General features: G+C 70.5%; 13 protein-coding genes. 11 read left to right on the forward strand and 2 right to left on the reverse strand.

Features of this window, described 5'->3' with window-relative positions; all coding sequences use genetic code 11:
• Window positions 1-146, forward strand: a 146-nt coding sequence (locus tag AU195_RS26280) for a hypothetical protein (RefSeq protein ID WP_172800670.1), incomplete at its 5' end; no start/stop codon positions are given.
• A gap of 37 nt (window positions 147-183) precedes the next feature.
• A complete protein-coding gene (gene serB / locus AU195_RS21375; protein WP_059161045.1) occupies window positions 184-1,437 on the forward strand; it encodes a phosphoserine phosphatase SerB in 1,254 nt (417 codons plus the stop codon).
• Window positions 1,438-1,449: 12 nt separating this feature from the next.
• On the opposite strand, the gene yczR is transcribed toward serB, so the two are convergent.
• Entirely contained in the window at window positions 1,450-2,898 is a 1,449-nt protein-coding gene (yczR, locus tag AU195_RS21380) for a MocR-like transcription factor YczR (RefSeq protein ID WP_286149444.1), read from the reverse strand.
• Window positions 2,899-2,960: 62 nt separating this feature from the next.
• Between yczR and AU195_RS26010 the strand changes: the two genes are divergently transcribed.
• Genes AU195_RS26010 through AU195_RS21415 form a run of 8 tightly spaced genes read left to right on the forward strand, consistent with a single transcriptional unit; the run spans window position 2,961 to window position 9,010 of the window.
• A complete protein-coding gene (locus AU195_RS26010; protein ID WP_172800671.1) occupies window positions 2,961-3,116 on the forward strand; it encodes a hypothetical protein in 156 nt (51 codons plus the stop codon).
• Window positions 3,116-3,829, forward strand: coding sequence for a membrane protein YczE (gene yczE / locus AU195_RS21385; RefSeq protein WP_059161037.1), 714 nt, complete (start codon window positions 3,116-3,118; stop codon window positions 3,827-3,829). Before AU195_RS26010 ends, yczE begins: the two co-directional genes overlap by 1 nt.
• Window positions 3,799-4,659: an ABC transporter ATP-binding protein gene (locus tag AU195_RS21390; protein ID WP_059161038.1), complete on the forward strand. Its 861-nt coding sequence runs from the start codon at window positions 3,799-3,801 to the stop codon at window positions 4,657-4,659. The genes yczE and AU195_RS21390 overlap by 31 nt, the downstream gene beginning before the upstream one ends.
• The gene (locus AU195_RS21395; protein ID WP_059161039.1) at window positions 4,656-5,474 is read left to right on the forward strand and encodes an NUDIX hydrolase; all 819 of its coding nucleotides are present in this window, start codon (window positions 4,656-4,658) and stop codon (window positions 5,472-5,474) included. The genes AU195_RS21390 and AU195_RS21395 overlap by 4 nt, the downstream gene beginning before the upstream one ends.
• 4 nt (window positions 5,475-5,478) lie before the next feature.
• Window positions 5,479-6,129, forward strand: coding sequence for an enoyl-CoA hydratase (locus AU195_RS21400; RefSeq protein ID WP_059161040.1), 651 nt, complete (start codon window positions 5,479-5,481; stop codon window positions 6,127-6,129).
• Between the two features lie 10 nt (window positions 6,130-6,139).
• Window positions 6,140-7,126: a class I SAM-dependent methyltransferase gene (locus AU195_RS21405; RefSeq protein ID WP_059161041.1), complete on the forward strand. Its 987-nt coding sequence runs from the start codon at window positions 6,140-6,142 to the stop codon at window positions 7,124-7,126.
• A complete protein-coding gene (locus AU195_RS21410; protein WP_059161046.1) occupies window positions 7,084-8,289 on the forward strand; it encodes a THUMP-like domain-containing protein in 1,206 nt (401 codons plus the stop codon). The genes AU195_RS21405 and AU195_RS21410 overlap by 43 nt, the downstream gene beginning before the upstream one ends.
• Window positions 8,290-8,311: 22 nt before the next feature.
• Entirely contained in the window at window positions 8,312-9,010 is a 699-nt protein-coding gene (locus AU195_RS21415) for an esterase (protein WP_059161042.1), read from the forward strand.
• A 47-nt stretch (window positions 9,011-9,057) separates the two neighbouring features.
• Here AU195_RS21415 and AU195_RS21420 read toward each other — a convergent pair whose 3' ends face one another.
• Window positions 9,058-10,341: an outer membrane protein assembly factor BamB family protein gene (locus tag AU195_RS21420; protein ID WP_059161043.1), complete on the reverse strand. Its 1,284-nt coding sequence runs from the start codon at window positions 10,339-10,341 to the stop codon at window positions 9,058-9,060.
• Between the two features lie 78 nt (window positions 10,342-10,419).
• Here AU195_RS21420 and AU195_RS21425 point away from each other — a divergent pair, with 78 nt between their 5' ends.
• Window positions 10,420-11,157, forward strand: coding sequence for an acetyltransferase (locus AU195_RS21425; RefSeq protein ID WP_059161044.1), 738 nt, complete (start codon window positions 10,420-10,422; stop codon window positions 11,155-11,157).
• Window positions 11,158-11,291: the final 134 nt, after the last annotated feature.

Below are 11,291 nucleotides of genomic sequence, written 5' to 3' on the forward strand. Positions count from 1 at the left end.
ACTTCACCGAACTGCCCCGCATCCGGTCGGAGCGCCCGGCGTTCGAGCTGCACTACCCGCACATGGTCGAGCGGATGAGGGCCGAGGCCCACGTCGGCCGCGACCACCATGCGGACGAGCCCAAGCCGATCGACGCGTCCAGCTGATGGGCTGCTGCGGAACCTGGGGGTGAATGGCCGAAAGGTGGCCTCAGCTGTCGGCTCTTCGCGCCAGCGCTCATCGGCGTTGATCACCGTCACCGGACTGGACCAGCCGGGTGTCACCTCGGCGCTGTTCGAGGTGCTGTCACGGCACCGCGTCGACTTGCTCAACGTCGAACAGGTCGTGATCCGCGGCCGCCTCACGCTCGGTGTGCTGGTGGCGGCGGCGCCGGAGGTGGCCGACGGAGACGCATTGCGCCACGACGTCGAGGAGGCCATCCACGACCTCGGCCTCGAGGTGACGATCGAGCGCAGCGCCGACACCCCGGTGATGCGGGAGCCGTCCACCCACACGATCGTCGTGCTCGGCAGGCCGATCACGGCGAGCGCCTTCGGTGTGGTGGCCCGTGAGGTCGCCGCCCTCGGCGTCAACATCGACACCATTCGCGGGGTCTCCGACTATCCGGTCACGGGTCTGGAACTGCGGGTGTCGGTGCCGGCGGGCGCGGCGTACGGACAGCTGCAGAAGGCGATGGCCCGGGTGGCCGTCGAGGAGGGCGTCGACATCGCGCTCGAGGATTACAGCCTGTCCCGCCGGGCGAAACGCCTCATCGTGTTCGATGTCGACTCGACCCTGATCCAGGGCGAGGTGATCGAGATGCTGGCCGCACGCGCGGGTGCGGAGGCCGCCGTCGCCGAGGTGACCGAGGCCGCGATGCGGGGGGAGCTGGACTTCGCCGAATCCCTGCACCGGCGCGTCGCCACGCTGGCGGGACTGCCGGCGTCGGTCCTCGACGACGTGGCCGAGCAGATCGAGCTCACCGCGGGCGCGCGCACGACGCTGCGCACCCTGCGCCGGCTCGGCTTCCACTGCGGCATCGTCTCCGGCGGTTTCCGCCAGGTGATCGAACCGCTGGCCCATGAGCTGATGATGGACTTCGTCGCCGCCAACGAACTCGAGATCGTCGACGGGAAGCTGACCGGCCGGGTGGTCGGTGAGGTCATCGACCGGCCGGGCAAGGCCAAGGCGCTGCGGAACTTCGCACAGCAGGCCGGGGTGCCCATGGAGCAGACCGTCGCGGTCGGTGACGGCGCCAACGACATCGACATGCTCTGCGCGGCCGGGCTGGGCGTGGCGTTCAACGCCAAACCCGCGCTGCGCGAGGTCGCCGACGCCTCGTTGAGCCATCCCTACCTGGACACCGTGCTGTTCATCCTCGGCGTCACCCGCGGGGAGATCGAGGCCGCCGACGCCGTCGACGGGCTGCTGCGCCGCGTCGAGATCCCCGAGGACTGATCCGCCGCCGGGTCAGACCACGACAACGCGCTGCGAGACCGCCGTCGCACCGGTCACCGCATTCCACGCCCGCGCCAGCAGGGTGACGGCCTCGGTCATCTGCTCGGGCGGCAGTGTGTAGGGGATGCGGATGAACCGCTCAAGCGAACCGTCCACGCCGAAGCGCGGGCCGGGCGGCACGTCGAGCCCCATCCGCGAGGCCGCAGCTGAGAGCGCCGAGCTCATCGGGGCGGGCAGCCGCACCCACAGCGCCAGGCCACCGCCGCCGGGACACGGCTGCCAGTCCGGCAGGTGTTCATCGAGCAGCGACACCATCAGTGCCCGGCGGGTACGCAGGATCTCGCGGCGCTCGGGCAGCACGTCGTAACCGCCGCGGAGCAGTTCCGCCGCGGCGAGCTGCTCGAGGATCGGCGTACCCATGTCGATGGACGGACGCAATGCCGCGATCGAGGCCAGCGTGGCCGGATCGGCCCGGATCCACCCGATTCGCAGCCCGCCCCAGTACGACTTGGACATCGATCCGATGGTCAGCAGCAGATCCCGGCGGCGGGTCATCGCCGTCGCGACCGGCGGGGGGACCGGCTCGTCCAGCCACACCTCCGTCATCGTCTCGTCGATGATGGTGCGGGTGCCGGTGTCGGCGATGAGCGCGGCGAGGTCCTGACGCTGTGCCTGCGGCATCGTCAGGCCGGTGGGGTTGTGGTTGTCGGGCACGAGGTAGGCGAGGGTGGGCGCGAGCTGGCGGATCGCGTTCTGCAGAGCACCGAGGTCCCAGCCGTCGTCGCCGATGGCCACCGGGACCGGGCGGGCGCCCGCGGTGGTGATCGCCGCGAGTGCGCCGTGGTAGGTCGGCTGCTCGACGAGCACACGGTCGCCCGGCTGGGTGTAGGTCGCCAGGATCAACCCGATCGCGTGCAGCGCACCCGTGGTGATCATGATGTCGTCGGGTTCCGTGGGAAGCCCACGCGCGCAGTACTTTTCGGCGACCGCCTCGCGAAGAGGCGGCACGCCGGCGAGTTCGATGCCGGTGTCGTGGAGGTAAGGCGTCATCTGCTGGGTGGCCGTGGTGAGCGCGGCCAGCACCGCGGGTGCCGGAGCGGCCAGCGCGGCGTTGGCCAGGTTGACCGCACCTCGGGGCGCGACGGGTGGGGTGGGGGTCTCGACGGTGGCCGGGAGCGCGGTGGTGCTGCGGGCGCCGCGGCGGGCCAGCAGGTATCCGTCTTCGCGCAGTTGGGCGTAGGCACTGGTGACCGTGGTGCGCGAGACCCGTAACCGGTCGGCGAGGGCGCGCTCGCTCGGCAACCGGGCGCCGACCGGAAGCCGCCCGTCGACGATGAGCATCCGGATACCGTCGGCCAGGCCTTGATAGACGGGGCCGCTGGAACTGGACGTACGCCAGTTCCCCAGCTCGCGGGCCAGTCGTCCGACATCGAGAGCTCTGGCAGGCATTTCCAGGGTCATTGTGGCCAGTATGCGCGAACTGGCTATTGAAGGGCAAGCCAAGCGTTCCAACAATGGGCCACATGACTTCAAACTGGATATCTCGACTCGGAACTGGCCTCTCTTCACTGTTCAACTACCGCCCCGGGGAGTTCGCCAGCCCCGAACTGGACGCCGATCTGCGCCGGATGCGCACCGAACTGGACGCCATCCGGATCCGTTTCCCGGACCCCTCCTAGTGCGGGTGCGGCTTACGAAGGGCTCCGCGCGGGCCGCGCTCCTGCTCGTCGGACTGGTTCTCTACGGCTTCTCCATGGCGCTCATGGTGCGAGCGGGCCTCGGACTGGACCCCTGGGACGTCTTCCATCAGGGTCTGGCGCGGCGCACCGGCATGACCATCGGCACCGCGACGGCACTGGTCGGCGTGGTGGTGCTGTTGGCCTGGATCCCGCTGCGCAACCGGCCCGGGGTGGGGACGGTGGCCAACGTCGTGGTGATCGCGGTGACCGTCGATGCGAGCCTGATCGTCCTGCCCGGCGCGTCGACGCTGCCGGTGCAGGTGGTGTGGATGCTCACCGCGGTGGTGCTCAACGCGCTCGCGACCGTGCTCTACATCGGCGCCGGGCTCGGGCCGGGGCCCCGGGACGGGCTGATGACGGGGCTGGTGGCCAGAACCGGCCGGTCGGTGCGTCTGGTGCGCACCGCGATCGAGGCGACCGTGCTCACCGCGGGATGGCTGCTCGGCGGCACGGTCGGCGTCGGGACGGTGGTCTACGCGTTCGGGATCGGTCCGCTGGTGCAGCTGTTCATGCGGCTGGGCGAATTCGGTGCGCACCGCCGCGCCGAGCGCGACCGCGCACGCCCCGATCGCGGGGGTGACCCGCAGGTTGCGGAGGCCGTCGAGTACGGCACGATGGTCGGGTGCCCGCAGAAGACACGGCCGAGGGTCTGACCGGCGACGCCATCGACGAGGACCTGCTGATCGACTTCGCCGACGTCAGCCTGCGCCGCGGCGGCCGCACGCTGGTCGGCCCGCTCACCTGGGCGGTCGAACTCGACGAACGGTGGGTGGTCATCGGACCCAACGGGGCGGGGAAGACGTCACTGCTGCGCATCGCCGCCGCCACGGAGCACCCGTCCTCCGGGATCGCCCACGTGCTGGGCGAGCGGCTCGGCCGCACCAACATGGCCGAACTCCGGTCCCGCATCGGGCTGTCCAGTTCGGCGCTCGCGCAACGGATTCCACCGGGCGAGGTGGTGCGGGACCTGGTCGTGTCCGCCGGTTACGCCGTGCTGGGGCGGTGGCGGGAACGCTACGACGAGGTCGACTACTCGCGGGCCGTCGACATGCTGGAGAGCGTCGGCGCCGAACATCTGGCCGAGCGGATCTACGACACCCTGTCCGAGGGCGAACGCAAGCGGGTCATGATCGCGCGCTCGCTGATGACCGATCCCGAACTGCTGCTGCTCGACGAGCCGGCCGCCGGCCTCGACCTGGGTGGGCGCGAGGAACTCGTCGCCCGGCTGGCCGACCTCGCCGCCGACCCCGACGCCCCCGCGATGGTGCTCGTCACCCACCACGTCGAAGAGATCCCGCCGGGGTTCAGCCACTGCCTGATCCTCTCCGAGGGCCAGATCGTCGCCGCCGGCCTGCTGCCCGACGTGCTGACCGCCGAGAACCTCTCCAAGGCCTTCGGCCAGCAGATCGCCCTCGACGTCATCGACGGCCGCTACTTCGCCCGTCGCACCCGCACCCGGGCCGCTCACAGGAGACGCGCATGACCAAACCCACCGAGAAGCCGACGCCCGACCCACTCGTGGCGCGGCCCGCGGCCACCGTGATGCTGATCCGGGACACCCCCGAGGGAATCAAGGTCTTCCTGATGCGCCGGCACGCCGGCATGGACTTCGTCGCCGGGGTGATGGTGTTCCCCGGCGGCGGCGTCGACGACCGGGACCGCAACGCCGACATCGCGTGGGCCGGGCCCAGTCCACAGTGGTGGGCCGAACGGCTGGGCGTCGACGAACACCTGGCCGAGGCTCTGGTGTGCGCTGCCGCCCGCGAGACGTTCGAGGAGTGCGGTGTACTGTTCGCCGGCGCCGCCGACGATCCGGACGTCCTCGTCGACGATGCGTCGGTCTACCGCGAGTCGCGCCACGCGCTGGCCAACCGGTCGCTGTCGTTCGCCGACTTCCTGCGCACCGAGAAGCTGGTGCTGCGGGCAGACCTGCTGCGGCCGTGGGCGAACTGGGTGACACCCGAGGAGGAGCGCACCCGCCGCTACGACACCTACTTCTTCGTCGGGGCGCTGCCCGACGGTCAGCGCGCCGACGGCGAGAACACCGAGACCGACCAGGCCGGCTGGATCACCCCCGGGGAGGCGCTGCGCGACTTCGCCGACGGGCGGTCGTTCCTACTGCCGCCGACGTGGACGCAGCTCGATGCGCTGGCCGGCCGCACGGTGGCCGAGGTGCTCGCCGTCGAACGCCGCATCGAGGCGGTGCAGCCCACCCTCGCCGTCCACGACGGCAACTGGGAGATCGAGTTCTTCGACAGCGACCGGTACAACGCGGCGCGCAATCACCGGGCACCGTGACGCCGTGAGGGAATTCGTCGGCGTCCACACCAGCGACGAGCAGCCGGGCATCGCCACGCTGCTGCTGTCGCGCCCGCCGACCAACGCGCTCACCCGCCAGGTGTATCGCGAATTGACCTCGGCCGCCGAGGAACTCACCGGCCGGGACGACATCGCCGCGGTCATCCTGTTCGGCGGTCACGAGATCTTCTCGGCCGGCGACGACGTCCCCGCGCTGCGCGCGCTGGACCCCCGGGAGACCGCCGCCGCCACCGAGGCGGCCCGTCGGGCCCTCGCCGCGGTGGCGGCCATCCCGAAACCGACCGTCGCCGCGGTGACCGGCTACGCCCTGGGCCGTGGCCTGACGCTGGCCCTGGCCGCCGACTGGCGCATCAGCGGGGACAACGTCAAGGTGGGCTCGACGGAGATCCTCGCCGGCCTGGCCCCCGGCCCGGACGCCACGGCGCACCTGACGCAGGCGATCGGCCTGAGCAAGGCCAAGGACCTGGTGTTCTCCGGGCGCTTCGTCGGTGCCGAGGAGGCCCATACGCTGGGGCTGCTCGACGAACTGGCCGCACCCGACGGCGTGTACGACGCCGCTGTGGCCTGGGCGCGGCGCTTCACCGACTACTCACCGCAGGTGCTGGCTGCCGCCAAGGCGGCCTTCGCCGGTTAGGCTGCCAGCCATGACGAGTATCGACCACACGTCCACCGACCTGCCCGCGTCCAACCCGCACGCGACCGCCGAACAGGTCGAGGCCGCGATGACCGACTCGAAGCTCGCCCAGGTGCTCTACCACGACTGGGAGGCCGAGACCTACGACGAGAAGTGGTCGATCTCCTACGACCAGCGGTGCGTCGACTACGCCCGGGGGCGGTTCGACGCCGCGGTGCCCGAGCAGGTACAGCGTGACCTGCCCTACGACCGGGCGCTGGAACTCGGCTGCGGCACCGGGTTCTTCCTGCTCAACCTGATCCAGGCCGGCGTCGCGCGGCGGGGTTCGGTGACCGACCTGTCGCCGGGCATGGTGAAGGTCGCCACCCGCAACGGTCAGTCGCTCGGGCTCGACATCGACGGGCGGGTCGCCGACGCCGAGGGCATCCCGTACGACGACGACACCTTCGACCTGGTGGTCGGGCACGCGGTGCTGCACCACATCCCCGACGTCGAACTGTCGCTGCGCGAGGTCATCCGAGTGCTCAAACCAGGCGGCCGGTTCGTGTTCGCCGGGGAGCCGACCACCGTGGGCAACCGCTACGCGCGCGAGCTGTCGACGCTGACGTGGCGGATCGCCACCAACGTCACGAAGCTGCCGATGCTCTCGGACTGGCGCCGTCCGCAGACCGAACTCGACGAATCGTCGCGCGCGGCCGCCCTGGAGGCCGTCGTCGATCTGCACACCTTCGACCCGGCCGACCTCGAGCGCATGGCCCGTTCGGCCGGAGCCGTCGAGGTGCACACCGCCAGTGAGGAATTCACCGCCGCGATGCTGGGCTGGCCGGTCCGGACGTTCGAGGCCGCCGTGCCCCCGGGCCGATTGGGTTGGAACTGGGCGAAATTCGCGTTCGGCAGTTGGACCACGCTGAGCTGGGTCGACGCCAACGTGTGGCGCCGAATCGTCCCGAAGGGCTGGTTCTACAACGTGATGGTCACAGGGGTCAAGCCGTCCTAGCGTTCGACCTCGAGTCGGTCGCCTACCTGCGCAGCGACGAGGGTCGCGGCGCGCTGGCCGCCGTCGCGGCGCTGCCGTTGACGCCCACCAGTCTGGTCGCCGACATCGCCTCGGCGCGAACACGTTTCGGCGCACGTGCCGGCATCCTGGTCGAAACGGTGCAGTTGCGCCGAAAGGCGGCGGACAAGCTGCCGGGCACCGCCGACTGGCTGTTCACCGACGAGGCGCTGCAGCAGGCCACCGCAGGTGTCGTCGCCGCGCACCGGGCTCGGCGGTTGACCGGATCGCGGGTACACGACGCGACGTGCTCGATCGGCACCGAGCTTGCCGCACTGGCCGATCGAGCCGCCTACGTCGTCGGCAGCGACCTCGATCCGGTGCGCCTGGCGATGGCCCGGCACAACCTCGGTCCCGCTGTGCCCCTGCTGCGTGCGGACGCCCTGCGGCCCGTGACCCGTGACACGGTCGTCCTGCTCGACCCGGCGCGCAGAAGCGGAGGGCGGCGCACGTTCGACCCGCGCCGGTACACGCCGCCGCTGGACGAGGCGCTCGACACCTACGCAGGCCGGGACGTCGTCGTCAAATGCGCTCCGGGAATCGATTTCGGCGCGCTGCGGCACCTCGGATTCAGCGACGAGATCGAGATCACCTCGTATGCGGGCAGCGTCCGGGAGGCCTGCCTGTGGTCGGCCGGGTTGACACCGGCCGGAGTCACCCGCCGTGCGAGCGTCATCGACCGCGGCGAGGACGTCACCGACGCCGAACCCGACGACTGCCCGGTTGCGTCCGCGGGCCGCTGGATCATCGATCCCGACGGTGCGATCGTGCGGGCCGGACTGGTGCGCCACTACGCGGCACGGCACGGTCTGTGGCAGCTCGACCCCGAGATCGCCTATCTCTCGGGGGATCGGCTCCCCGACGGCGTCCGCGGGTTCGAGGTGCTCGAACAGGTCACCTACCAGGAGAAGCGGCTGCGGCAGGCGCTCGCGACCCACGACGCCGGGTCCGTCGAGATCCTGGTCCGCGGCGTCGACGTCGACCCCGATGTACTGCGCCGCCGGCTCAGACCCCGCGGCAGCGCCGCCGTGTCGGTCGTGGTGACCCGGCTGGGCAGCGGGACCGCAAGCCGGGCAACAGCCTTCATATGCCGACCGTCACACTGAACCGGCACGTACCCTTGCGGTGATGACACGCACCACTTCGATCGCGGCGCTGCTGACCGCCACCGTCCTGGCCGGGTGGACCGGTACCACGGTGGCGTCGGCGCAGACCGCGTGCGCCGACCTCGGCGGCGCCCTCAACGCCGAGCAGTCCTGTCAGGTCCACGCCGCGACCGCCGCCTACACCGTCGACTTCAGCTTTCCGGCCGGCTACCCCGACGAGCAGGCGGTCTCGGCGTACCTCACCCAGACGCGTGACGGGTTCGTCAACGTCTCCGAGATGCCGGGCGCACGCAACCTGCCGTACGTGCTCGACGCCAAGGGCACCGCCCACCACTCGGGGCTGGCCCCGCGCGGCACCCAGAGCCTGGTGCTGGAGGTCTATCAGAACGTTGGTGGCGCGCACCCGCAGACGTGGTTCAAGGCCTTCAACTACGACCTCGGGACGCGTGCACCGATCACGTTCGACACGCTGTTCCGGCCCGGCACCCGTCCGCTGGACGTCGTGTATCCCGCCGTGCAGCGGGATCTGCAGACCAAGACCGGGATCGATCAGCCCGTCCCGCCCGCCGAAGGCCTCGACCCGCAGAACTACCAGAACTTCGCCGTCACCGACGATGCGGTGATCTTCTTCTTCGGTCAGGGCGAACTGCTGCCCGAGGCGGCAGGCGCCCTTCAGGCATCGGTGCCGCGGGCAGCGCTCGCACCCATCCTCGCGGTCTAGAAAGACGACGTCTGGCCTCTTCGCGTCGGTTCACACGTCGGCGACGCTCATTCCGGCGCGAAGCCGTAGACCTTGCCGTCACTCGTGGCGGCGACGACGCGGCCGTCGTGCCCGAGCGAGACCCCCACCGGCCACCCGGTCGCCTCGGGCAGGGGATAGCTGTTGACGGTGCGACCGTCGCCGGTGTCGAACACCGTCAGGTCCTGGCCACCGTCGGGTCCCTCGGCCACCACGTAGCCGAGGACGCCGGCCCGACTCGACGTGGTCAGCGGGGCGACGTCCTCGCGGGTCCACACCACCTCGCCGCGGTCGCCCTCGTCGCGGACCGCCGTCAGCTTCGCTCCCGGCCCGCCGCCCGCGATGATCGAGCCGTCCGGTGAGACCGACGGCGGCGTCTGCGGCAGGTAGTCCAGGGGGACCGACCACTTGGCGTCGCCGTCGGCGGTGTCGAGCGCCCACAGGCGTTCGTCGCGGCCGTTGACGTAGACCGTCGACCCGTCCGCCGAGATCACCGGACTGGCCAGCGGCCCCTTCTCCACTGCGTCACTGGTCCATTCGCGCGCCAGCAGAGGCGTCTGCCCCGGCCGGTAGCGCAGGCCGACCAGAACCGGCTTGTCGGCGCCGGGCTCCCACAGACTCAGCACCACGATGTTGCCGGCGGCCGAGAAAGCGGGGGCCGCCGCCACCGGGCACTGGGGCCGGGCCGGGCCGCAGTCCGCGAGGCCCCGTTCGGAGTTCCTGGGGTCGACACCGGTCACCAGGTCGAGCGGTGTGCCCTCGACGGTGCCGCGGTGGGCGTCGAAGACGAGGACCTGACCGAGGTGGGTGATCACGAGCAACTGGCCGGGCGCCATGATCCGGGGTGTCGTCGGCGCGCCGATCACGGGTTTGCGCCAGCGGATCCACTGCGTCAGCGGAAACGACAGGATTGCGCCGGGTTGCCCGACGTAGACGTTGTCGAACCCGTCGATCAGCGGGCTGGCTCCGCCCGCACCCTGCACGAGGCGCGAACACCACCGCTGCCTGCCGTTGTTGTCGGCCTCCCAGACCATCAGCGAGCAACCTGCCGGGCTCTGGGCGTTGGCGGCGAGGTAGCCGCCGGAGCCCAGCGCCACCGCGGCGCCGAGGTCGCCTTTGACCGACCGACTCCACTCCAGCTTCAACGTGTCGGCGCCGTCGGCGGCGACGAAGCTGCTGTTGGCGGCGTCGCCGTACTGCGCCGGCCACCCCGGCGCGGCCTTCGCCTCCACCCATGACGACGTGTCACCGCACGCTGCGGACACACCCACCAGCAGCGCCGAAACCGTCAGCACGAGGAATCGCCGGAACACGGTGTCCTTTCACGTCGCTGATGAGCCCACGTGAGGGTAACCCGGACGCCGTGACGTCCTCGCGTAGGCTTTGCGGCCATGACGACGATGTGGGGCGCTCCGCTGCACAAGCGTTGGCGGGGCTCGCGACTGCGTGACCCGCGCCAGGCCCGGTTCCTGACGGCGGCTTCGGTCAGATGGGTGCTGGCCAACCGCGCCTACACCCCGTGGTACCTGGTCCGGTACTGGCGGCTGCTCAAGTTCAAGCTGACCAACCCGCACGTGATCACCCGCGGCATGGTGTTCCTCGGCAAGAACGTCGAGATCCAGGCGACACCCGAACTGTCGCAGCTCGAGATCGGACGTTGGGTGCACATCGGCGACAAGAACACCATCCGCGCCCACGAGGGCTCGCTGCGCATCGGCGACAAGGTGGTGCTCGGCCGCGACAACGTCATCAACACTTATCTCGACATCGAACTCGGGGACTCCGTCCTGATGGCCGACTGGTGCTACGTCTGCGACTTCGACCACAAGATGGACAACATCGAGATGCCGATCAAGGACCAGGGCATCGTCAAGAGTCCGGTGCGCATCGGCCCGGACACGTGGGTCGCGACGAAGGTCACCGTATTGCGCGGCACCACCGTCGGCCGTGGGTGTGTGCTGGCCGCCCACGCGGTGGTCAAGGGGGACATCCCGGACTTCTCGATCGCGGTGGGCGCACCGGCGAAGGTGGTCAAGAACCGCAAGCTGGCGTGGGAGACGTCGGCGGCGCAGCGCGCGGAACTGGCTGCGGCGCTGGCCGACATCGAACGCAAGAAGGCCGCGCGCTAGGAGCTCCCGGCTTCCACTCACACGAGCTGTGTGATTCCCCGTTGACCGATTTCGGACCTGCGGGGGGTCCTCAGTTCTTCGTTGGTGGTGGGGGTTGGTATGGCGGGTACCACCACCAACGAAGAACTGAGGAC

This window comes from Mycobacterium sp. IS-1496 (genome assembly GCF_001499995.1).
Lineage (GTDB): Bacteria > Actinomycetota > Actinomycetes > Mycobacteriales > Mycobacteriaceae > Mycobacterium.

Coding starts and splice junctions, on each gene's coding strand:
- yczR (WP_286149444.1), bottom strand. CDS start 2,898: ATGACCCTGGAAATGCCTGCCAGAGCTCTCGATGTCGGACGACTGGCC.
- AU195_RS26010 (WP_172800671.1), top strand. CDS start 2,961: ATGACTTCAAACTGGATATCTCGACTCGGAACTGGCCTCTCTTCACTG.
- AU195_RS21395 (WP_059161039.1), top strand. CDS start 4,656: ATGACCAAACCCACCGAGAAGCCGACGCCCGACCCACTCGTGGCGCGG.
- AU195_RS21405 (WP_059161041.1), top strand. CDS start 6,140: ATGACGAGTATCGACCACACGTCCACCGACCTGCCCGCGTCCAACCCG.
- AU195_RS21415 (WP_059161042.1), top strand. CDS start 8,312: ATGACACGCACCACTTCGATCGCGGCGCTGCTGACCGCCACCGTCCTG.
- AU195_RS21425 (WP_059161044.1), top strand. CDS start 10,420: ATGACGACGATGTGGGGCGCTCCGCTGCACAAGCGTTGGCGGGGCTCG.